The organism is Amycolatopsis sp. WAC 04197, from assembly GCF_003947475.1.
Taxonomy (GTDB): domain Bacteria; phylum Actinomycetota; class Actinomycetes; order Mycobacteriales; family Pseudonocardiaceae; genus Amycolatopsis; species Amycolatopsis japonica.
The window spans coordinates 157,787-179,911 of record NZ_QHJK01000012.1 but is presented as its reverse complement, the minus strand read 5'-3'; the positions used below and the strand labels follow the sequence as shown (position 1 = coordinate 179,911).

At 67.2% G+C, this 22,125-nt stretch carries 16 protein-coding genes and 1 pseudogene; 7 read left to right on the top strand and 10 right to left on the bottom strand.

All coding sequences use genetic code 11. The annotated features are described in order from the left end of the window. Window positions 1-174 precede the first annotated feature (174 nt). From DMC64_RS37005 to DMC64_RS36995, 3 genes are all read right to left on the bottom strand, one after another. Window positions 175-1,122, bottom strand: a complete 948-nt coding sequence (locus DMC64_RS37005; RefSeq protein WP_158634304.1) for a polyprenyl synthetase family protein — start codon at window positions 1,120-1,122, stop codon at window positions 175-177. Window positions 1,123-1,193: 71 nt separating this feature from the next. Continuing rightward, a complete protein-coding gene (locus tag DMC64_RS37000; protein WP_125737296.1) occupies window positions 1,194-2,219 on the bottom strand; it encodes a hypothetical protein in 1,026 nt (341 codons plus the stop codon). A gap of 5 nt (window positions 2,220-2,224) precedes the next feature. Further along, on the bottom strand, window positions 2,225-3,592 hold the full coding sequence (locus DMC64_RS36995) for a cytochrome P450 (protein WP_125737295.1): 1,368 nt from the start codon (window positions 3,590-3,592) through the stop codon (window positions 2,225-2,227). Between the two features lie 360 nt (window positions 3,593-3,952). Between DMC64_RS36995 and DMC64_RS36990 the strand changes: the two genes are divergently transcribed. Continuing rightward, window positions 3,953-4,657 carry a helix-turn-helix domain-containing protein gene (locus DMC64_RS36990; RefSeq protein ID WP_158634303.1) on the top strand — a complete coding sequence of 235 codons (705 nt, stop codon included), beginning with the start codon at window positions 3,953-3,955 and terminating at the stop codon, window positions 4,655-4,657. 149 nt (window positions 4,658-4,806) lie between these two features. Further along, on the top strand, window positions 4,807-4,983 hold the full coding sequence (locus DMC64_RS42830) for a hypothetical protein (RefSeq protein ID WP_158634302.1): 177 nt from the start codon (window positions 4,807-4,809) through the stop codon (window positions 4,981-4,983). Window positions 4,984-5,021: 38 nt separating this feature from the next. On the opposite strand, the gene DMC64_RS36985 is transcribed toward DMC64_RS42830, so the two are convergent. The 5 genes from DMC64_RS36985 to DMC64_RS36965 form a co-directional block, all read right to left on the bottom strand. Continuing rightward, window positions 5,022-10,505: a hypothetical protein gene (locus DMC64_RS36985; protein ID WP_125737293.1), complete on the bottom strand. Its 5,484-nt coding sequence runs from the start codon at window positions 10,503-10,505 to the stop codon at window positions 5,022-5,024. A gap of 226 nt (window positions 10,506-10,731) precedes the next feature. Further along, window positions 10,732-11,889, bottom strand: coding sequence for a homoserine O-acetyltransferase (locus tag DMC64_RS36980; RefSeq protein ID WP_233629953.1), 1,158 nt, complete (start codon window positions 11,887-11,889; stop codon window positions 10,732-10,734). 25 nt (window positions 11,890-11,914) lie between these two features. Continuing rightward, window positions 11,915-12,649, bottom strand: a complete 735-nt coding sequence (locus DMC64_RS36975) for an FAD:protein FMN transferase (RefSeq protein ID WP_199755214.1) — start codon at window positions 12,647-12,649, stop codon at window positions 11,915-11,917. Continuing rightward, window positions 12,646-13,071 (bottom strand): FMN-binding protein, encoded by a 426-nt coding sequence (locus DMC64_RS36970; RefSeq protein WP_125737292.1) that lies wholly within the window; start codon window positions 13,069-13,071, stop codon window positions 12,646-12,648. Before DMC64_RS36970 ends, DMC64_RS36975 begins: the two co-directional genes overlap by 4 nt. A 19-nt stretch (window positions 13,072-13,090) precedes the next feature. Further along, window positions 13,091-14,434, bottom strand: coding sequence for a ferric reductase-like transmembrane domain-containing protein (locus DMC64_RS36965; protein WP_125737344.1), 1,344 nt, complete (start codon window positions 14,432-14,434; stop codon window positions 13,091-13,093). A gap of 410 nt (window positions 14,435-14,844) precedes the next feature. Between DMC64_RS36965 and DMC64_RS36960 the strand changes: the two genes are divergently transcribed. After that, a complete protein-coding gene (locus DMC64_RS36960) occupies window positions 14,845-15,315 on the top strand; it encodes a nucleoside deaminase (RefSeq protein WP_233629952.1) in 471 nt (156 codons plus the stop codon). Between the two features lie 259 nt (window positions 15,316-15,574). Beyond that, window positions 15,575-16,060 carry a hypothetical protein gene (locus tag DMC64_RS36955; protein ID WP_125737290.1) on the top strand — a complete coding sequence of 162 codons (486 nt, stop codon included), beginning with the start codon at window positions 15,575-15,577 and terminating at the stop codon, window positions 16,058-16,060. Window positions 16,061-16,183: 123 nt separating this feature from the next. On the opposite strand, the gene DMC64_RS36950 is transcribed toward DMC64_RS36955, so the two are convergent. After that, window positions 16,184-16,732 (bottom strand): MarR family winged helix-turn-helix transcriptional regulator, encoded by a 549-nt coding sequence (locus DMC64_RS36950; RefSeq protein ID WP_125737289.1) that lies wholly within the window; start codon window positions 16,730-16,732, stop codon window positions 16,184-16,186. Between the two features lie 72 nt (window positions 16,733-16,804). Here DMC64_RS36950 and DMC64_RS36945 point away from each other — a divergent pair, with 72 nt between their 5' ends. The 3 genes and pseudogenes from DMC64_RS36945 to DMC64_RS36935 form a co-directional block, all read left to right on the top strand. Continuing rightward, the gene (locus tag DMC64_RS36945; RefSeq protein ID WP_125737288.1) at window positions 16,805-17,662 is read left to right on the top strand and encodes a VOC family protein; all 858 of its coding nucleotides are present in this window, start codon (window positions 16,805-16,807) and stop codon (window positions 17,660-17,662) included. Further along, a complete protein-coding gene (locus DMC64_RS36940; RefSeq protein WP_125737287.1) occupies window positions 17,662-18,702 on the top strand; it encodes an alcohol dehydrogenase catalytic domain-containing protein in 1,041 nt (346 codons plus the stop codon). Before DMC64_RS36945 ends, DMC64_RS36940 begins: the two co-directional genes overlap by 1 nt. Before the next feature lie 675 nt (window positions 18,703-19,377). Continuing rightward, a pseudogene (locus DMC64_RS36935) lies at window positions 19,378-20,513 on the top strand (IS256 family transposase); the annotation flags it as partial. A gap of 47 nt (window positions 20,514-20,560) precedes the next feature. On the opposite strand, the gene DMC64_RS36930 reads toward DMC64_RS36935, so the two are convergent. Next, window positions 20,561-21,619 carry a hypothetical protein gene (locus DMC64_RS36930; RefSeq protein WP_125737286.1) on the bottom strand — a complete coding sequence of 353 codons (1,059 nt, stop codon included), beginning with the start codon at window positions 21,617-21,619 and terminating at the stop codon, window positions 20,561-20,563. Window positions 21,620-22,125: the final 506 nt, after the last annotated feature.

The following is a 22,125-nucleotide window of genomic DNA, read 5'->3' as shown; positions in this document are numbered from 1 at the left end:
AGTGGACCGTAAGTCGTTTCCCGCTGCGCCCGTGTCAATCCCGCCGGAACGTTGCCCGCAGCAGCGCCCGCAAGTAGCAGAAAACACCTTGGGCGAGCTGGCGAAGTTCGGCGGGGCGGGTGCTGTGGTGCCGTCGCGTGGTGGTCATGGTCGAGGACCTCCTTCTCGGGTGCTTCATCGTTTTCGGTCCGAAACGGACTCAGCCAGTTCTTCCAGGCCTTCGATCGCCTCGTTGCGGCGCCCGAGCCGCCCGAGCCACTCGATCGCCGCGGAGACATGACGACGGCCCGCCGCTTCGGCCAGATCGCGCGCACCGGTGCGGGTGATCATTTCGGCCGCCTCCGCCGCCATCTCGTCGGTGATGACGGCCCGGCTCCGGTAGAGCTCGCGCAGCCGGCCGGCTTCGAACGTGCCCGTGTCCATCGCGGCGACCACCGGTAGCGACCGCTTCCGGCGTTTGATGTCGGCCAAGACCGGTTTGCCGGTCAGCAGAGGGTCACCCCAGATGCCCAGCACGTCATCGGTGATTTGGAAGGCCAGTCCCAGGTGTTTCCCGTAACCTTCGAGCGCGGTCACGGCCGCGGGCGGGCTTTTCACCAGTATCGGGCCCAGGCTGACGGACGTGGTGATCAACGCCGCGGTCTTGGCCGAAGCCATGTGCAGGTACTCCGCCGGGCTCACCACTTCGCGGGTTTCGAACGTCACGTCGAGGAACTCCCCGGCGATGAGCCGCTGGACGGAGGACAGCAGCAGGCGAACTGACTCGCTCGCTCCGGGCGCCGAACTTCCGGCGAGTACCTCGATCGCCGCGGCGAGCAAGGCGTCGCCCGCCAGGATCGACGCCGGCTTCCCGAAGACCGTCCACGCGGACGGCCGATGGCGTCGTTCGGCGTCGTCGTCGATCACGTCGTCGTGAAGAAGCGAGAAGTCGTGTACCAGTTCGACCGCGACACCGGCGAGCACACCGAATTCTTCGTCCGCGCCCACGGCCCGGGTGGCCAACAGCGCCAGGGTCGGGCGCAGGGCCTTCCCGCCGGGTTCGGCCTGAGGCCGCCCGGCCGCGTCCAGCCAGCCGGCGTGGTACCCGGCGATATGCGCCACGGCGGGACAAGTCCGGCGCACGACGTCATGCAAACGCTTTCGTACCCGAGCGCGCGCGGCGTTCGGGTCAACCGCCAGATCAGAGGTCGAGGTCATCCGGTTACCGGCTTCACCGCGTTCACGAGCCTCGCGTCCGTGCTCAGCCTGACGCCGTCGACGACCCGGTAGCGGGCGCAGTTCCTCGACCATTCGAGGTTACCGCGCATCCAGGTCTGCAGGCCTTCGACGAACAGGTCGACCGCGGCCAGCTCGGTCACGGTCAGTCCGCTCCAGCCGGGCAGGAGTCCGAAAAGGACGGTCCGCGCGCGCTCGAACTGTTCGATCTGCCCGTCGACCAAGTCGTAGACGGCGTCGATCGCGCCCTGCGTCGGAAGGTTCATCTCCTGGCGAAGAACGAGCACGCCGTTGCTGGTCTCCCCGGACCGTAGTTCCTTCTCCAGGGACACCACATCGTTGACCCAGACGACGACGTCCGCGGCACGGTTGAACAGGATCCGGAACTGTTCGGTTTCGTGGAGCAGGGCCGGCACTTCGTGGCCGGACGCGACCTCCAGGAGATCCAGCGACGGGGTGATCCCACCGGTCGCGCGCCGCAGCTGGGTGTAGCCGAGCAGATTGGGTGTCCGTCCGCCGGCGCGGTTGACGGCCTCGTACTTGAACCCGGCCAGGAACTGCCCCATATGCTGCTCGAACCGGGCCCGCCAGTGCCGGCTGCGGCCGTCCACCACAAGTTCCGTGACCCGGGCGAGCAGCGCGTCGAGCCGGGTCATGCCCGCGACGCGCTCGCCGCGCAGGACCGACAGCACGCGTTCGGCCGCCGCGTCGTAGTCACCGACCAGGTCGTCATAGCAGTCGTCGATCACGAACGCCCACAGGAACCAGCCGGCCAGCGCGTCCAGCCGGTCGGCCGTGACATGGGGGTAGGAGCGCGCGATCAGCTCGCCGAGCCGGGTGTGTTCGAGCTTCGCGCGCGCACGATCGTCGTCCAGCACTTCGAATTCGTCCGCCCAGCGCAGGATCCGCTGTTCGAGTTGGCCGGCGTAGGGGGAGAGGAGATCGGGGAGCTGGAGCAAGGTGTGCTCGGGCGGGGGCCAGATCCTGAGTTCGACTGGGTGCACGGTGGTCAGCTCTTCCCGGTTTCGCGGGGTTCGACGATCATGGGCATATGACCGATGGTCAGCTCGGCCTTCGGGACGGGCTTGAGCCGATGCCCTGCCTTTTCCCTCAGCCGCCAGCGTGCGGTGACGGAGGCGAGCGCGACCGTCATCTCGTGGTTGGCCAGGACGTCTCCGAGGCATTTACGGCTCCCGCCACTGAACGAGATGACCGCGTTCTTCGGCAGTTCCCGGAGACGCTCGGGAAGCCAGCGGTCCGGGTCGAAGGAGTCCGGCGCGGTGAACACGGTGGGGTCGCGGTGAAGGGCGTAGGGACTGAACAGGATGCTGGATCCGGCCGGGATGCGGTGCCCGCCCAGCGTGGTGTCCTCCACGGCGCGCCGGGTGATGAACCACACCGGCGGGTACATGCGAAGCGCCTCGTTGACGATCCGGTTCGTGTAGGGAAGTGCGGGGAAATCCTCGGCGGTGGCCGTCCGTGAGCCGAGCACGGCGTCGACTTCTTCGTGCAGTTTCGCTTCGACATCGGGGTGGCTGCTGGTGAGGTAGAGGGACCAGGCCAGCCCGGAAGCGGGCGTTTCCACCCCGGCCGCGAGGATCGTCATGAGCTCGTCACGGATTTCCAGGTCGGTCATCGCGGTGCCGCTCTCGTCCCGGGCCGACAGCAGCACGGACAGGATGTCGTCGTGTTCGCGGTCGTCCGCGCGATAGGCGGCGACCATCGACTCGATGACCGCTTCGAGTCGTGCCAGCGCCTGACGGTAATCCTGGTTGGCCCTGGTGGGGAGTTCGTGGACCACCGGCAGGGGCAGCATCATCCGGCGGAAAACCCCCTTCCAGACCACGGGGAACGATCGCCGTACCTCGGCGATGGCCTCCGTGCCGAGATCGCCTTCGGAGAACATCGCCTGCGCGGTCACCCGCGTGGTCAGTTCGCTCATCTCCGCCAGCACGTCGATCTCCTGGCCGGGCCGCCACGAATCGACCAGCTCGGCGACGTGCTTCGCCATCACCTCGGTGTACCCGGTGATCTTGTGTTTCTGGAAGGCGGGCTGGATGAAGGCGCGCTGGCGCTTGTGCGTGTGGACGCTGCAGGTTCCGACTCCGTCACCCAGGATGACGCGCATCTTGTCGATGAACTCCCCGCCCTTGTCGAAGACGCGAGGGCGATGCAGGACTTCTTGGACCACGTCGTGGGTCACCGCCATGTAGGCCGTGCCGGAGCCTAGTCTCACGCGAACGACGTCGCCCTGATCGCGAAGCCTCGGTAGATAGGTCAGTGGGTCTTTGAAGATCTTGAGCGCGTTGCCGAGTAGCGGCACCCGTCCGGGCGCGTCACCGAGCCGGTATTGCGACGATTCCGAGGTGATGGTCATCTTCTGCTCCTCGTCCTGAGCCGGTCGGCCATCCGGGTGCGAAGATGGTCTGTTCGGCCTGAACGTGAACTGTTCCGCACGAAGCACACGAACGAGCGTTCGGAACGCCTTTTCGTCGAACCGATATGCCCGCTTGGACGGCCTCCCGCGCTCACCGTTGATCTTCCCGCGCGGTCCAAAGTGCACGATCGCTGACCGAAAAAGCGCTGGGTGCGCGATCGTGCAGGCGTCCTTTCGGCTCCTGACCGCACGATCTAGTGGTAACGCTGCCAGGTGGTCGAAGTGGACGGATACCCCATGAGCCTTTCCCCAGCTTCTCTGTCCGGGAACCCGACGAGGTCCAAAGACACACTCAGTGCCGTGGACAAGGCGATGCTCGTGCTGAACGCGGTCATCGCACACGAAAGTTCGGCCACTCTGGCCACCCTGACCAGGGAGACCGGTCTCGCCAAGGCCACCGTGCACCGGGTGCTCAACGTCCTCCACGAACACGGCGTCGTGGTGCGCACTGAGACGGGATATCTTGCAGGTGAACAATTAGTGGACGCCGGGGTCAGCGCGAACGCCGACCTGTTCGCGATGATCCGGCGGGAATCGACGCCGTTCCTACTCGAGCTGTACCGCGCGACCGGGGAGACCGTGAGCCTGAGCGTCCTGGTCGGTGACACCGTGCATCATCTGAACCAGCTTTACGGCCATCGGGCCTGCCGTCTTCCCGACCAGGTGGCCGCGAAGAAGGCATCGGAGGAGTCCGCGATCACCCGGATCTTGCTGGCACACAGCAGCCGGGTGCCCGCCGCGGTGGCCAGGGCCAAGGAGCTGGCCACCGCGCGCAAGACCGGGATCTCCACCAGCCAGTGCCGGTCCGGCTTGATCACCACCCTCGCGGTCGCCGTCCCCCACACGCCGACGCCGTGGCCGATCGCGCTGGCGGTCACCGGCCGGACCGGTCGCGTCGAGGTGAACTCCACCGCGAAGTCGCTCCGCAGCGGTGCTTTCGGTTTCGCCAAACACCTTCGCGTGGTGATGACGCGTGCGTCGGCTCTGGGGCAGGAAGCCGGCTGATCGCGTTTACGTCCAATCGTCGATGTACGTTAGTTGTCGACCGGCGCCGCATCCTGGTCACACTTCCGGACTGTCTGTTGAACTGCGCTGGCCGGGGAACGCACGTAGTCCCCGGCTGGTTCAGAAAACAGTGCGGAAGAGGTCATTTCATGGAAATCCCGGCAAGTGAGCACAACGGTGTGAAGACGTCCGAATTCGTCAAGGGTTGTCCGAGTTCGCTTTTCCCGGTGCCACCGGACACCGAACACAGCGGCTGGACGTGCACGCTCCCCGACGGGCATCTCGTGCGTTGTGACCATCTCGCCGAAGACGGGACGACCTGGTAGCGATTCGGGGCGGCCACGGTGATCCGCGTCCGGACACCTCAGCCATCCTGTGCGGTGTCCTGCTCGTCGATAGACTCCAGTGCCGCCCCGAGCTCTTGTCGCCCGCTATGGACTCGGACGCGACCTTCGTCGAACTCGAGCCATTCGGTATCGGTCATCAGCCGGCCTTCCTCGGTGATCCACACCCTTCCTTCGGTGGCCACGACCGCCTCATCGTCTTGCATGGCAAGCGACATGGCGCGACCCAGCCCGGTCGCGCCGTTCTCGACGGCAAGGACGAGCCGAGCCGAGGGACGGCCGTCCTTTTTCGCCCTGAAGAGCACATCACGGCCCGCGACCACGTCGGCGAAGTCGTCGAAAGAGATCGGGTCGCCGATCCACAGGTCGATCTCGTCCCGTCCGGTGGTCAGGTCGGCCGCCACGATTTCCGTCGTGGGGTAGTGCGGAAACCGCGCGGCGACGGCCACCGCTTCCCGGATGGTGCAGCCCGGCGGAGGGAAGTACCAGCCGCGTCCACCGGGACCGACAATGGTCTGGGCCCGGAGTTCGGAATCGTTCTCGTCGGTCACCGCGAGGGGACGGGTCCAGGCGTGCGAGGCGACCACCAGCTCTTCGGTGGCGCGGTTCATCGGGAGCAATTCCAGAAAGTCCAGCAGGTAGGAGAGTTCATCCCGTGTGTTGGTGAACGCGGGAGTATGACCCACCAGGCGCGGCTGCGGCAGCAGTTCGAGCAACCGACGGTCGAGCGACGGATCTTCGGCAGCGAGCCGCATCAGGCCACTGAGTTCCGCGTGGATCTGGAAGACGGTCTCATCGAGGCCGCCGGCCCAAGATCGGAACTCGACCCGGTCATCGGCGGTGTCCGTCACGTTCCTGAAGCTGAGCGCGTCGAACTTGTCGAAGTTGAGCGCGCGAATGTCCTGGGGTGTCTTGATGTCGGAAAGCGCCAGCGGGAGCGGGTTCGGGCCGACATTCGCAAGGTGCCGCTGAAACGCATCGCGTCCGTAGTGGTTGCCTAAGCGGTATCGGTTGTCTTCGAACACCTTGTCCAGCTGGGCCAGCCTGCCGTAGACCGACAGCGCGGGCTGCCCTGCGAAGCTGACGTTGACGTGGCCACCTACTCTGCCGGCGTCAGGGGGATCGCCATCGGCGTTCCTATGGGACCTGATGACGCGTAGTGCCGTTGCCAAGGCCGTCCAGCTTTCCGTGCCGCCGGGCAGGATCGGCGATCGCAGTTCCACGCCCGCGTCGTGAGCGTCCTCGTTGACCAGCGTCCATCGGGTCGGATCGGTCGCGACGCGGTGGAAGTCCTGACCACCTTTCCAGTCGATGATGCCTTCCTCTTCGAGACGTTGGCCCAAGACTCCGATCTGCTCGGCGAAATGGTCACCGAGCAGCTGGAACTCGATCTCCAGCCCGAACCTGGCGTCCGGACTGCTGGTCACCCCACCCGGTATGCCAGCGGGGTGATACCGCAGAGGGTTCTCATCGCGTTCGATCTTGGCCACGGCGGCATCGTGCGAAACGTGCATCTGCCGTAGCCGGGCTTCCCGGAGGAAAGTGTTCAGCCTGGTGGCACTCTCCATCTGGTTGGGAAGCCCGGCCACGTCCAGCGGTGTCAGATCTTGAACGGTGACTCGGTCCGCCACGGCCTTCCGTGCGTCGATGCCGGCCCGCAACCGCGGGTCGAAATCCGGTGGCAACGCGGCCATATGCCGTTGCGCCTGGGCGAGTTCGTCGGAAAGCCGCGCGAGTGAAGCGACCGCGTCGGCAGGTGTGGGCAGTACGGGTGTTTCGCCGGGAGCCTCGGGGAGCACCGCTCCGCCTGTCCGTGCCGGGTGGCCGCTCGAGATACCGGTGGTCGCGCCGAGGGTTCTCGCGAGGTGCTCCACCAACCAGAGGTTGCGCGGCTTGACCGAGGGCACGGCAAGATCGGTTCGTCCCTTGGCGCGCAAGTCGTCCAGGTAATCGGCGAGGTGCGAGGTGAACAAGCCGTCGTCGGCGGCCACCCTGGTGGAGCCCGGGCCGCGCAAGGCCCAGGGGACTCCGTCAGGGTTCAGCCGGACGTATTCATCGTGAAGCCCGGTGAAGTGGCCGATTTCGTGGGCCACCACGAGGGGATCGATGTCAGTGGGCCAGTGCAACTGGTCGGTCTTGCTTCCCGGTGCCGTGACGGTGATGGTGCCGTGGGCGGAATCGGTGGGGTCGTGCTGAACACGGAGGTGAAAGGCGTCGCCGGTCGGCACGCGGTACTGGTGGTTGTAGACGCTGTCGAGGGCCGTTTGTGCGTGGTCGAGGTAACGGGGCAGTTCGAAACCACGGGGCGCGGTGAAGTTCAGCCGGACGGTGTACTCCTGCACCCACTTTCCCGGCCTGGCTTCGTAACGGCGGTAGTCGTAGGCGATCGGGTGCCGCCATTGCCCGGTCTTGGCACCCGGACGGAGATCGAGTACTCGCGGGCCGGTGACCTCGGCGTGGACGGTGGTGACGGTGGCGCGGTCGCGATCGGCATCGAGTTCCGCGCGCGTGAGTGGTGCCGGGTCGGTCATCCACTCGGCGGTCGCGGCGGGACTGCGGCGCCAGGCGTGGTCGTCGAGAACGGGGTGCGGAGCGGGTGGCCGGTCGGTGGTGATGGTCCGGGTGGTGGCCGGCGGTGTGGTCTCGACGGTGCCGCGGGCGGGCAGACCGGTGCCGCGGAGTTCCCAGTCGACGCGTAGTTCGATGGCGTGTTCCGCCACACCGGAGCTTTGCCGCACGTGGATGGCCGGGGCAGGGGCCGTGGCGTCTGTCGTGTGCCGGCTGAGCAGGTCGGTCAACCGGGTCCGGATCTGTTCCGCCCCGCGGGTTTCCCCGGCGGCGCGCAGTTCGACCGAAGGCTGGGAGAAACCACGGTTCGCCCGCAGGATCGACTGCTCGGCCAGGTACCGAGCCAGCTCGGCCAGAGCGTTCGCCTGCTCCGCGTTCGGTGCCTTGCCGTCGACAGGGTCGTCGAGGACCAGTTCCGGCGCGTCGGGGCGTGGCGGACGGGAGGTCGGTGGAACGGCGGTGAGCTGGGGCGATCGTTCGTGACGCGGGTCGGGCAGTTCCGGAAGCAACGGGCCGCCGCGCAGCGTGGAGCGTTTCGCGAGGACCGCTTCGGCCAAGTCGCGTTCCGGTAGCGGTGCGGGCCACGGCGCGTCGACGGGACGGACACCCCCTCCGGACGGCGACCGCAGGGTGACCGGGACGACGGTCTCTCCCAGGTACTCCACTCGCTCACCCGCGCGGGGAACCAGAAGCGACGCCGCGTCGGGAGGAAGAGCGACGGTGGTGAGGCCCTGATAGTGGAACCGGTCGATGGTCACCGTGCGCACCCGTTCGCGCAGGCTGGGCGTGTCGGCGAGGTAGCCGATCGCGGCGGACCAGACGGCCGCGGGGATTTCGTGCCGCAGCACCACATCCATGACTTCGGTGAGGTGGAGATCGCCCTGGCGGTTCGCCAGTTCACGCACCAGGGTCTGGATCACCTTCGCCGTCAGCGAAGCCGTGCCTTCGAAGTCTGCCGCGGCGACCAGGGGGAGGCTGCCGATGCCGTCGTCGGCCAGCGGGCCACCCAGCCAGATTCCGTGGAGAAGCTGCGGGGTCTCCCGGCGCGGGGGCAGATTGTCCCAGTCGAGGCCCTCGTGTTCCCACGCTCTTTCGTCTGCCTCTGTCCAGGCCGACACATGTACTTCCGGCCGCCCCTCGGCGAGGGCCTCAGGGGTCAATTGGTCAGCAGGCGGCAACGGGCGGGTGAGGTCCAGACGCTCCAGCAGCGTGACACCTTGCGCCGCGCTCAACGCGTCGAAGTCGAGCCCGCGGAGAGCGGCCGGCGTCTCGGGGGTCCGGCCGAGACCGAAAAGGTCCGGGCCGAGTAAGGGCTCGAACGGCCGGCGTCCGGTCGTATCGGCGGCCGCTCGCAGGTGATCGAGCCGATCCCGGATCTCCGCCACCGCGGCGGGGGGCGCCGCCGGGAGGACACCCAACTCGACGAGCGACGCGGCGGCCGCGGTCACGGGGGCTTCCGGCAGCGTGGGTTCCAGAAGGCCCGGCACATCGGCAGATCCGCCCGGATGAGGTGAACCGGAGTCAAGAGCGACGTGCCCGGCGTGGGAACCGTTCGGAGCGGCGGCTTCTGTCAGGAAGAGTCTCGACTCGGGGGCCAACCCGCTTTGATCCCGGGCGGGGGAGGGCACGGCCGGGGAAACCGTGGTGGCGGACGGCACGCGCACTCGGTCGATCTCCTGGCCCGTGGCGCGGGGTGCGACGACGGAGGCGGGTCGTGTTTCGCCGGACGCGGCCGCGCCCAGTGGCGACAGCGTCCGGCCGGGCTGGGCGAACTGTGCCGTGGCCGACAGGCTGAGCTCGGTCGTGGGCCGTCGCTCATCTGCTCCGTATTCCTCCTGCCAGGTCGGATCGGTGGCTTCCCCGGCTGTCGACGGTGTGCCCGGCTTCGGCACTGAGCCGCCATCGGTCGCGGTGTAGGCGGGTGGTTTCTCCGTGACCGGTGGGGGTCCCACGACGGTGGTGGGGATGGTGAGGGTGGGTGGTGTGGTGTGGGTGGGCGCGGTGTGGGTGGGGCCGCCGTGGGCGCTGAAGGCGGTGATGATGCCGAGGAAGGGGTTGGCTCCGGGGTGGCCGGTGAGGGTGTTGATGAGGGGTGCGGTGAGCAGGGCGATGCCGACTTGCCCGGTGCCGTAGAGGAGGTGGCCGAGGGCTTTCTGGAGGCCGGTGAACGCGGTGGTGACACCGGTGGTGACGAGGCGGCCTTCGAGGGTGAAGGCGGTGGAGCGCATCAGGCCTGCTCCGGCGTGGAAGAGCCCGGCGAACGCGCCGCCGAGCGCGCCGCTGATGGCGGAGGCGGTCAGGGAGCGGGTGTCCCAGGTATCGCGGAGGCCATCGGCGATCTGCTGGGCCTGGACACCGAAGTCGGTACCCGCCATGAGGCCGACGCCGATGACGGTGAATTTCGCGGTCTGTTCGGCGGCTTCGGCCAGGCCGCGGAGCAGGAGCGGGCGGGTGAGGGTGGCGAGGCGGGTGACGAGGGCTTTCCAGATCGCGGCGAGGCTGATCCGGGCTGCGGCGATGACGGGGGCGGTGAACAGGGCTCCGATGAGGCTGGCGAGCAGTTCGATGATGGTGGCGAGGGCGAACGCGGCGAACACGACGAACATGACTTTGGTCTTGTAGACGTCGGCGGCGGCGGTCTGGGCCATCGTGCCCAGTTCCCCGGCGCCCTCGGCGAGTGCGGCCAGGCTGTCGCCGACAGCGCCGGTCAGGTGGTCGCTGAAGAACTCGCCGGTGTCACCGGCCAGGGCGTGCCCGGCGCCGCGTCCGGCGGCGGCCACCGCGGCCTGGTAGGCGGTGACCGTTTTCTCGAACTCCGCCCACGCCAGCCACAACGCGGTCAGGCCCTGATCGTCACTCTCCGGCCACGAGAACCCCAGCGTGACCTCGAGAAACCTCCGCAAATGCGGCGGGACGTGCACACCCCCGTCACCCACCGCACAGCACCTCTTCAGCGGTCAGCTCCACAGGTGCACTGTGCGCCATCTGAGTGGCTGTTACCTGGTGGTACGGCCGATATCGGAGCGAACAGGGGGAATTACTTCACGAATCGGTAAGGGGCGGCGTCGCGAAAGCCACTTTCGCGACGTCACACGTCTTGAAAGTGGCTTTCGCGACACACCGGCCACGGGAGAGCGAGCCGGCTCGGAGGAGGTACGGCGATCACTCCAGCAGCGAACGCATCAACGGGCCGATCTGGTCGGTCGCGGTGAGGAAACCGTCGTGCCCGTGTGGCGAGACGATCTCCGAAACACCGGCGCAGCCGGGGATGCCCGTGGCCAGTTGGTCGAGTGTGGAGGGCCGGTACATCCGGTCGCCGGAAAGCCTGGCGACGACCGCCTCGGCGGCGATCCCGGCCAACGCGGCCTCGACACCGCCGCGGCCCCGGCCGAGATCATGGCTGTTCCTGACCCGGGTGAGGGTGACGTAGCTTCCCGCGTCGAACCGGCGGACGAGTTTGTCCGCGTGGTGGTCGAAGTAGGACTCGACGGCGAATCTGCCGCCCTGCAGAGGATCTTCGCCGGCCTGGGGGTCCCGGCCGAAGCGCTGGTCGATTTCGGTTTCGCTTCGGTACGCCAGATGCGCGATGCGACGGGCCGTCCCCAAGCCCCGGTGCGGACCCGCACCGGGGGGCAGATGGTGGTAATCCCCGCCAAACCAGCCAGGGTCGGCGGTGATCGCGTGGATCTGGGCGGAACCCAGTGCGATGTGCTCGGCAGGGGTGGCGGCGGCGCAGCCCAGCACCATGATCGCGGCCACCCGCTCCGGCCAGGTGGCCGCCCATTCCAGCGTCCGGTTCCCGCCCATCGAACCGCCGATCACGGCTCGCCAGCGGGGGATTCCGAGCCAGGTGGCCAGGTGTGACTCCGCCGCCACCAGATCGCGCAAGGTCAGGACGGGGAACCGGCTACCCCACGGGGTGCCGTCCGGAGCGAGGGAGGAAGGCCCGGTGGAGCCTTGGCAACCGCCGAGAGCGTTCGCCGCGACGAGGAAATACCGGTCCGTGTCCAGCGGCAACCCCGGACCGATCAACGCGGTCCACCAGCCGGGACTGGGATGTCCTGGGCCTGGCGCTCCCGCGGCGTGGCTGTCACCGGTGAAGGCGTGTTCGAGCAGGACCGCGTTCGTTCTCTCCGCGTTCAACCGTCCCCAAGTCTCGAAGGCCAGGACGAACCCAGGCAGAGCCCCGCCTCCCTCCAGTTCGAAGGTGTCCGGATGGCTGAACCACTGCCGCCGCCCCGGCGGGTCGCCCTCGCGCCAGGCACCCGTCGCAGGCGGTGGATCCGCCGCCCCGCGCAAAGCGGTCTGCTCGATGGTCAAGTTCAGGTCCTTTCACGCCAGGTGCTCACAGCAGTTTCAGCCCGGACGAGCGGTGCACTCGCCGGTCGGTGTCGACGATCAACACGGCGCAGCCGGGCTGCGAGGCGGCCCAGTCGATCCCCTCGTCGCCCATCGCGAAGGCGGCCGTCGCCAGCGCGTCCGCCCGGAGCAGATCCTCGGCGGCGATGGTCACCGACAGCAGGCCGTCGGCGGGCCGTCCGGTGCGGCCGTCGAAGATGTGTTCGCCGCGTTCATACGATGCGGAGGTCGCGACGGCACCGTCTGACCACTCCACGACCGCGCATATCTCGTCACGCAGTTCGGGATGACGGATCCCGATCCGCCAGCCGCGGCCGGGCTCCGGTTCTCCCGAGGTGACCACGTCGCCCCCGGCGTTGACGCAGAAGACCTTCAGCCCGTCGGCTTCCAGCAGCCGAGCCGCCCGCTGGACCGCCCAGCCCTTGGTGACCGCGTTGGGATCCAAGGGCCTGCCCGGGATACGGGCGGTGAACGCGCCACCGGAGAGCCGCTCGTAGTGGTCACAGATCATCAGGATGTCGAGCAGATCGTCGCTCAGCTCGGACACCGTCAGGTCGCCGCGATCGAAACGGCTCACTTCGCTGTCCGCCCTGAAGGGGCTGAACCTCCGGTCGGCCTCGTGCAGCCACGCGAAAACGCGTTCGATCGACGACCGGTGGTCGCCCTGGTCACGGACGTCGACCGAGACCGGCAAACCCATGACCTGTTCGACCCGCTTCACCTCGCGTCCAGAGCCGCCTGAAGGGACTTGAGGTACGACTCGCTCGTCATCGTCGCCCCTGAGACGGTGTCGATCTCGGCGCTCTGGGCGGCCAGCGTCGCCTGCTGGAGGACTTTGACCGCGTCGGCTCCCCTCCCGGGTTCGGGTTGCCGCAGGAAGCGGACTTCCGAGATCCGGTCACCGGACAGCAGAAGCTGCACCTGGACCGTGCCGTACTTGTCGGTCTCGGCCGACCCGTCCACCGTACGCTCGGCCGGCACGCCGGCCGGAACGCTGGTGGGAATCTCCAGGGCCTCGAAGACGCTCGGAGCGGTGGCAGGGGTGACCGTCGCGGGATCGGGCCGGCCCGGGTCGAAGACGTAGAGGCCGACGAAACCCGCTGTCGACAAAGCCACGATCAGGGCGATGACGGTCTTCTTCATGGATCGGCTGTCTCCTTGCTCAGGTGGCGAGGCTGAAGCGTTCGGCGTGGATCTGCTGGTTCGGCACGCCGACCTCCCGCAGGCTGCGCAACGTGGCCGAGGTCATGCCCGGCGGACCGCAGACGAAGACATCCCGTTCGCGGATGTCCGGCACCAGACGCCACAGGCTGTCGGGGCCCAGCAGCGGTCCGAACGGACCGGCCCGATCAGAGGGCCCCGCGAGCACGTGGACGGCCGCGCCGCGAGCCCTGGCCAGGCCCCTGATCTCCGCCAGGAGCACGGCGTCCTGTTCGGATCGGACCCGGTAGACGAGGATCACGTGCCCGGCGATCTCCTCGAGCAGCGCACGGAGGGGCGTGATACCGACTCCGCCCGCCACGAGCAGCGCCCGAGTCTTGCGCTGATGCATCGCGGTGAACGCGCCGTAGGGCCCTTCGGCGAACACCCAGGTGCCGACCTTCAGCGAGCGCAGGGACGCGCTGCCGTCGCCGGCGGCCTTCGCGGTCAGCCGGAGGGTCTTGCCGTCGGGCGCGGCCGAGAGCGAATACGGGTTGGCCTGCCACCACCGGTCTTTCGTCAGGAACCGCCATAAGAAGAACTGTCCGGCCTTGACGGGCATGCGATCGAGGTGCCTTCCGGTCATGTACACCGACACGGTTTCGGCCGACTCAGGCACCACCGCGACGATCCGCAACCGATGGCGGAGGTTCCGGGCCAGCGGCAACACCAGCCGTCCGACGAGCACCGAAGCCAGCCCGAGAATCCAAAGGACGTGCCAGTAGATCTCGGCGATGCCACCGGACGAGAACGTCTTGCCGAGCAACACCTGGTGGCCGAACCCCAGCACCACCGCGGCATAGGCGTAGAGGTGGATGAAGTGCCAGGTCTCGTAGGACATGCGCCTGCGGACGAGTCGTGCCGAAACGCCCCCGACGAGCAGGATGAGCACGAAAGCGACCACCGCGCGAAGCATGCTCTCGAGCTGGGTGACCATCGAGGCGAACTCATCGACGATTCCCTTGTCGTCGATCTGGCTGTATCCGAAGACGGTGAAGACGAAATGTGCCAGCAACGCCCAGAGAAGAGCGAAACCCGTCCACCGGTGCCAATTGGTGAGCCGGTCCATGCCGATACGCCGGTCCAGCCAGGGCAGCCGGGCGATGAGGACCAGTTGGACCACCATCGCCAAGCCACCGTAGAGACCGGTGAGCCGCCCGATGTCGACGAGCGGGTTGCCCGAAAGCCCGGCGGCGAAGAAGAGCAGTGTCACCGCGAGGACGTTGCCCGTGATCACGATGAGAAGGACCGCGGTGGCGAGGATTCTCGGCCGGACCGCAGCTCGTGACCGCTCGGCGGGCCGCATGGCAACGGTCACCCGTGTTCCTTTCTCTTCGCTCGTGGATTGTGGGTGTCGGTCAAGGACGCGCCGCGAGGTGAAGCGAACCCGCTCGCCTCCGGTTACCGGTCACCACTTTCGATGATCGAGCCACAAGGCCCCGATATGCCAGGTCTGGAAGGGCATCGCTGATAGCAGATTTGCCCGTACGCGAAATCGTCTTCACAAAGGACGGCCGGAAGTGTGGCCAGGCAGGTGGCCGGGGACACGCTCGACCTCCGGTTCGTGAGGATTTCCCCTCGGCTTCTTCGCCAGTTCCAGCCACTCCAGTGGATTCGGGAACGCTGCGCTGAAGATGTGTTGTCGGCTACGAGCCCGGTCATCCGTTATACCCGACGACAGAAGTGAGGCCTCGAATGACCCTTCGAGCAGACGGTATGGCCGAGGATCATGAGTGGCTCGTCGAAAGTGTCAAGATCGCCGCCCGTAACGTCGCGGTCGGCGGTGGCCCGTTCGGAGCCATGATCGTCAAGGGTGGTGAGGTCGTCGCCACCGGTGTCAATCAGGTCACCTCCCTCTACGATCCGACAGCCCATGCCGAAGTGGTCGCCATTCGCCAGGCATGCTGGAAATTCCAGGAATTCAAACTCGCAGGCTGCGTGCTCGTGTCCTCGTGTGAGCCTTGCCCGATGTGTTTGGCGTCCGCGCTCTGGGCCCGGGTGGATCGTGTCGTTTACGCGGCCGATCGGCATGACGCCGCCATGGCTGGTTTCGACGATCTCGCGTTCTACGAATTGTTCGAGAAACCCCGCGATACGTGGGAAGTGCCGGTGCGCGCGCTGCGCGTCGACAACAAGCGCCTGCCGTTCAAGGCCTGGGCGGGAAAAGCCGACCGTATCGATTATTGACGACTTCGCCGAGTGGAAGGGTCGTTGGTCCGAGCCGGGTACGACGGAAACCTGGACTTCGCGCACGCGGGCGATAACCGCAAGACGGGAGTTGAGTTCCCGGCGCGATGTGCTCGACCTCGTGTCCCAGCTCTTCCGATGCTCGGGCTACGGCAGGAACGGAAACCGGCTCCATGAAATCGTATAGGTGTGGCCGCCCGAAGGGGTAGCGATCCGCTCAACACCATTTCGCGGCCTGGCTGCTTGGCAGAATCGAGCCATGACTGACGTGACGATCGGTCCGGTTGACCGAATGGTCTGGCATGACGATGAGCTGAAAGCGCTGTGCTCTCCATATCTGGCCGTCGGCTATCGAAGCGAGAAACCTCGGCTGACGGATGTGCGCCGGACCGAGACGGGGGTGGCGGGTGACTTCGCGGTCGCGGATGGCGAGGTCGACTCTTTGGGCGTTTATCATCTCTCCGCGGTCACCGCGCTGGTCGTCGCTTCTCAGCTGATCGTCGTCGGCGTGCACATCGATCAGGAACTCCGGAGAAAGAGCGGAGAAGTCTTCCTGCATGATATTTCGTTACGCTGCCGCCGCCAGGTCAATGTCCGAGATGGTAGCTGCGAACTCGATTTCGTGCGCCGCAGGAAGACGGCTCATGGCATGTACTACAAGGTGTCGTGCTCCGTCGAATCAGGGGCTTTCGTCGGAACCGCCTCGGTGCTGCACAGTCTTCCCGGGGCCGCCACGGGAAGCTGATGACTTCGCCGCTCGCACGGGTGAGCCGGAAGGGATACCGATACCGGGCCTTGGGGGTGGCCGGCGGCTGCGCGACGCGGCGATCGACCAGCACATGGACCTGGCCGCGAGCCTGCTGGAGCGTCATTTGCGCCGGACCCAGGCGCTGATCGATCCGATCGTCGCCTCGGGGCTGCCCTCGGTCACGCGTGCTTGAACGTCCCCGCCGTCGGGATGCGGGAGGTCCAGTGCCGTCATGCTCTTGAGCAGCAACGCGCGAAGCTGCCGTTGTTCCCCGTCCGTCAGGGTGGCCATGGCGTGCGCGTCCACCGGCGCGGTGAGTTCTTGCGCCTGCGCCAGCACGTCGATGCCGTCTTCGGTGATGCCGATCTCGAGAACCCTGCCGTGCGTCGGGTGTGGTGACCGCTCGACGAGTTCGCGTTGTTCCAGGCCCGCGACCGCCGACCACATCGCCTGTGGGGTGACACCGGCACGACGGCCGAGTTCCGCGCCCGAGAGCCGGCCCGGTGCGCGGAGCGCCAGCTGGGCCAGTGCGGCCAGCTGCGCCTGCGTGAGTTCGAGCGGCCGCAGGGCTCGCTCGATCCTCTGGTTGAGGGTATTGGAGAGCATCCGGACCAGGTAAGCGATCCGCGTCGCCGGTTCGACAGGAATCTTCTCTACCTCCGCTCTCATGTCCTGGAACGATCACTTGGGATATTATCAACCAGTTGATAATCTTCCCGGCATGTTCAGTAGGGATCGCTCATGATCACCCATCTGCGGAACGTCGAGATCCAGACGCCGGACCCCGCTGAGCTCCTGCCGTTCTACGAGGATGTCTGGGGTCTTTCGCGCGTCGCCGAAACCGGCGGCCGGATCCGGCTGCGCGGACGGGGGCCCGAGCATCACGTCCTTACCCTCTCCACCGGTGAGGACCAGCTCCTCGGTGGCATCGGCCTGGCCGCCGGGAGCGAAGACGACGTCGCGAAACTGACCGAGCGCCTGCGTGGCGAGTCGGTCGAGATCCTCACCGCGAACGAGACACGGGTCGAGTTCCTCGATCCCGAGGGGCGCCGCATCGAAGTCACCTGCGGGATTCCCGGACACACGGATCCCTCGCCGAAGTCATACGGGCCGGATCGGCTGAGCCATATCGTGCTGAACACCGTGAACCTGGCCGCCGCCAAGGACTTCTACACCAGGGTGCTCGGCTTCCAAGTCTCGGACACCTACGAGAACGACCAGATGGTCTTCTTGCGCTGCAACGCCCAGCACCATTCCGTCGTACTCGCGCAGGGGGAATGGACCTCCCTCAACCACGTCGCGTTCGAGGTCCGGGACACCGACGAAGTGATGAAGGCACTCGGCCGGATGCGCAAGGCGGGATTCGACACCGTCTGGGGGCCCGGCAGGCACGGTCCTGGCGGCAACGTCTTCTGCTACTTCATCGACCCGGTGGGGAATGTCATCGAGTACACCGCCGAACTGCTCGAAGTGGGAGACGATTGGGTCCCCGGCGAGTGGGCCCGGACCCAGGAGAACGCCGACGTGTGGGGGACCGGTGGCGGGATCACGCCGGCGGTCGTCAAGGCGATGAGCAACCCACCACGGAAGCCGGTCTGATGAAGGCGCTCGTCATCCGCGCGTTCGGCGGCCCGGAGGTGCTGGAAGAGGCCGAGCTACCCGATCCGGTGCCCGGACCGGGAGAAGCGCGGGTGCGAGTGCACGCGGTGGTGGTCGCCCGGACGAAGGATGTCGCCGCCCGGGCGGGGAAGCCCCCCTTCGCCCAGCAGATCACGTCTCTCCCGCACGTGCTTGGCACCGAGCACGCCGGCGTGATCGACCAGGTGGGGCCGGGCCTCGATGACGACCTCGTCGGCAAGAGGGTCGCCGTCTCCGCGGTGTTGAGCTGCTCGCGGTGCCGGGCATGCGGCCTGTCTCGCGAAGAGGCGTGCAGTGAGTTCAGGCTGGTCGGGATCCACCGGCAGGGCAGCTATGCGGAGTACTGCGTCGTGCCGGTGAAAAACGTCCGTGAAATACCCGCTGAGGTCGGCTTCGTCGAGGCCGCGGCGCTTGCCGCCAATGGCGGCGTCGCCAGCGCCCAGCTCGATGCCGGCGAGGTCGGTCTCGATACCACCGTGCTGGTGCCTGGCGCCGGTGGCGCATTGGGGGCGACGGTCGCCGCGCTCGCCGCATTCCGCGGTGCCCGGGTGATCGGAGTGGACCGGCGTCCGCCGCGGTTGGCGGGGTTGCCGCTCGTCGCGCTCGACGCCGCGGCCCAGGATCTCCCGGAGCGGATCCTCGAAGCGGTCGGAAGCGCGGGGCTGGACTGCGTGGTCGACAACCTCGGCGTCACGGCGTTGTGCGAGGCCTATCTGCCCGCGCTCGGGGCGCTCGGCCGGGTCGTCGTCTCCGGCGCGATCAACCACGACCCGATACCGATCCGCCTGCTCCAGTTCTACCTGCGAAGCCAGTCGCTGATCGGCGTGCGGACGGGGAACCGGCGTCAGATCGACCGATTGTGGGCCGACGTGTCCGCGGGCTTCCGTCCTCCCGCCGGTTTCGTGCACGAGATTCCGTGGACGCAGGTATCGGACGCGCACGCGTCGATCCAGTCGGGTGGTACACACGGTCAGCTGGTGCTGACCGTGGATGGCTCGTAAGCCGCGGTCTCTGGAATCGCCTGGTACCAGCCTGGCGGCTGCGGTCATGTTCGCCGGTGACGCCGGGCAAGTGATCGAGGACGGTGATGGCGCCATCGGTGTCGATGAACCGTAGGTAAGTCGAGCCGGGAACGCGGTGGAGATCCGAGGTGTGCCGGTAGAACAGGTCGTCCATCCCGACGACGGGCCGCAGGCCATCGGTCGAACCGGACGGCACCGCGAGCTCGGTAAGCGCCTCGACATCGGCGGCGGTGATCAGCCACCCGGACAGCTGATCGATCGTCGTGGCTGGCCATGTCGCCGACTCGTACGAACCAGCCACCACGCGACCGACGACACCACCGGCTGTCAGGGAGCCCGAGACCACCTCATCGACCCTGTCCGTCAAAACGGGTCAACCCCAAGGCGGTTGGACTCGTTGGCGTGAAGAGCTTCTCGATGCCGTGGTAGTCGGTGAGAAGAAACTGTTCGAAGTTTCCGTCTCCCGCGGCGCACCCCCATCCAGCCCTCGGCATCTCCGGGATTGTTCCAAGATCGGTGTTTCCGACTCGGCACGCCTGGCTGAGGTCTGGCGGGATGGGCACTGTGAGTGATGACATCGGAGCTTGTGAGTCCACGCAAGGGTGAGTCCAAGCCGGCGCGGGAGCTGTCGCCGGAGCAGGCCGCCGCGGCGCGATGGTGGCCGAGGCGAAGGCGCGGGGCCTGGCGTTGACCGGCCCGGACGGGTTGCTGAAGCTGTTCACCAAGAACGTGCTGGAAACGGCACTGAATGATGAGATGACCGAGCATCTCGGGCATGAGAAGAACCAGGCTGACCCGGATCGTGAGTCGACGAACGTGCGCAACGGCACCCGGCCAAAACGGTGGTCTCGGATGCGGCGGGCGAGGTCGGGATTGGCTGACCGAGGTGGACGAGATCGTGCTGTCGCAATCTGCGAAAGGAACGAAGACCGGGGATATCTCGGCGCGTTTCGCCGAAATCTACGGGTCCTCGGTCAGCAAGGAAACGATCTCGCGGATCACCGACAAGGTCGTCGCCGAAAAGAACGACTGGTCCAACCGTCCACTGGATTCGGTCTACGTGGCGGTGTTCATCGACGCGATCCACGTCAAGGTCCGCGACGGTCAGGTCGCCAACCGGCCCGTCAGCGCCGCCATCGGCGTCACCGTGGACGGCCACAAGGACGTCCTGGGCTGTGGATGGGCACCGGCGGCGAGGGCGCGAAGTTCTGGATGAGCGTGCTCATCGACCTGAAGAACCGCGGCATCCGGGACGTGTTCTTCCTCGTCTGCGACGGCCTCAAAGGTCTGCCCGACGTCGTGACGAACGTGTGGCCGCGAACCGTCGTGCAGACCCGCATCGTCCACTTGATCCGCAACACCTTCCGACTCGTGTCCCACCGGGACTGGGACGCGGTGAAACGCGACATCAAACCCATCTGCACCGCACCGAGCCCGGACGCCGCCTTGGACACATTCGAAGAGAAATGGGGTGCGAAGCATGCAGCGGTGATTCGTTTGTGGCGCAACGCTCGGGATGAGTTCACGCTCCTCGTCTACGACGTCGAGATCCGGACGATGATCTGCTCCACGAACGCGATCGAGTCGCTGAACACCCGCTACCGGCGAGCGATCGGCGCTCGCGGCATTTCCCGACCGAGCAGGCCGCGATGAAGTGCCTGTTCCTTGTGACCCGCGGCCTGGACCCCACCGGCACAGGCCGCGCTCGAAGGACGATGCGGTGGAAACCAGTGATCAACGCGTTCGCCATCACGTTCGGTGACCGCTGGCCGGGAGTCGAGACCTGCTGATCAACAACGCCGGAGACACCGATCACGGGATAGACCCGCATCTTTCCTCACTGGCGCCGGACGGGCGTTGCGAGGTGGAGGGTGTTTTTGATGCCGGGGTCGGTGGTGGTGATGTGGCCTTGGAGGGTGATGTAGACGGGAGTCTCGCGGTAGGGGACATCGAGTTCGACGCCGAGGGTGGCGCGGATGGCGGGAGCGAGGCGCTCGACGAGGGCGGGGGTGAGGTCGCAGGCTAGGAGCTGGAGGGTGGTGTAGTCGCCCCATGACACGAGGCGGGCGGGGAGTTCGCGAAGCGCTACGACGAGCTGGCTGACGGAGTTCGCTTCGTGTGGACGATAGGCCTCGGGCAAGGAGAAGGCGTTGTCCCGTTGTTGCGCGACGACGCGGAAGACACCGGGCAGAGGTTCGGGGAAAGCGTTGGCGACATTGGCGGCGTAGCCGTCGGGCACGAAGGCGATGCCGCTGTTGCCGGGGAGGGGAACGGCACGCACCGGTTCGATCGCCGGAACGGCGGAGGCAGTGTCCGGCCGCACGCCCACGACGGTTTCGTCCGCGGCCCGCGGGAACGCGAGATCTGACGGGAGCGCCGGGTCGGCGGTAGTTCGCGCGTCGAGGGCCGAGGTCGTGCCCGGGGTCGAGCCGGTGAGGAAAGGCCGGGCGTCGATGTCCGTGCTTGTCGTCCCGGCGGGGTGGGCTGGGCTCGTGCCGAGATTTCCGCCGACGGTGTCGGGCTGTGCGGCGGCGGCCGCCATGGGATAGGGCACCGAACCGGTTGGGGAAACGGCATGATCGGGCAGGCTATGCGAGTGCGTCGTGTCCTGGCCCGCGGTCTTGGCCTGGTCGGCGGTGTCCAGCCGAGTCTGTCCCTGCTTCGTGTCAGCGACGACGGTACTGGCTGCTGCAGGAGTCTGCGGGCTGAGATACGCGCCGGACGAGCCACGCTCAGCCGAGGTCGTCGGGGATGTCCCGTACTTGTCCGGGGTGCGCGCTGTCGGCGTTTCGGCGGTAGATGGCGAATGCCGGGTCGTGGTGGCCGGTGGTGTGGTCGTACCGGTCTGGGGTTCGGCCACGGGCTGGGCGGCCTCCGGTGTGACGCCGCCTGCCACGGCCGATGCGCCCACATTCGGTGTGGAAGCGGTCTCCGAGGGAAGGACGTTGGCAGTGTCGCCGTTGCTCGGTGCCGTTGTACTGGGTTGGGTGTGGAGGGTGCCGAGGGGTTGCGGGCGGGTGGTGTAGGCGGGGGTTTTCTCGTCGTGGACGTTCGTGTGGCCGGGGGTGGTGGTGTAGGGGGGGTTCGGTGTGGGGTGTGGTGTCGCTGTGGATGCTGTTGGGTTTGCCGGTGGCGGCTGCTTTGCTGGTGATGTCGAGGTCGGCTGGTTTCTCGGTGGCGTGGGGTGCGGGGATGCTGAGGCGGGGCAGCACCGGGGGTGGAGGGTGTCGAGGGTGGTGCCGGTGGCCGGGCTGGTGTAGCCGCCGCCGTATCTGGACAGTGCGCCGAGGGCGCCGAGGGCGGGGTTGCCGGCAGGGGCGCCGAGGGCGAGGTTGATCAGGGGCGCGGTGGCGATGGTGGTGATGGGCCTGCCCGAGGGCGTAGGAGGCGTCACCGAGGGCG

Excerpts from the sequence above, each read along its gene's own strand:
- DMC64_RS36995 (WP_125737295.1), bottom strand. The coding sequence starts at position 3,592 with ATGACCATCACCTCGGAATCGTCGCAATACCGGCTCGGTGACGCGCCC.
- DMC64_RS36960 (WP_233629952.1), top strand. The coding sequence starts at position 14,845 with ATGGCCGAGGATCATGAGTGGCTCGTCGAAAGTGTCAAGATCGCCGCC.
- DMC64_RS42830 (WP_158634302.1), top strand. The coding sequence starts at position 4,807 with ATGGAAATCCCGGCAAGTGAGCACAACGGTGTGAAGACGTCCGAATTC.
- DMC64_RS36940 (WP_125737287.1), top strand. The coding sequence starts at position 17,662 with ATGAAGGCGCTCGTCATCCGCGCGTTCGGCGGCCCGGAGGTGCTGGAA.
- DMC64_RS36955 (WP_125737290.1), top strand. The coding sequence starts at position 15,575 with ATGACTGACGTGACGATCGGTCCGGTTGACCGAATGGTCTGGCATGAC.
- DMC64_RS36945 (WP_125737288.1), top strand. The coding sequence starts at position 16,805 with ATGATCACCCATCTGCGGAACGTCGAGATCCAGACGCCGGACCCCGCT.
- DMC64_RS36970 (WP_125737292.1), bottom strand. The coding sequence starts at position 13,071 with ATGAAGAAGACCGTCATCGCCCTGATCGTGGCTTTGTCGACAGCGGGT.
- DMC64_RS36950 (WP_125737289.1), bottom strand. The coding sequence starts at position 16,732 with ATGAGAGCGGAGGTAGAGAAGATTCCTGTCGAACCGGCGACGCGGATC.
- DMC64_RS36965 (WP_125737344.1), bottom strand. The coding sequence starts at position 14,434 with ATGCGGCCCGCCGAGCGGTCACGAGCTGCGGTCCGGCCGAGAATCCTC.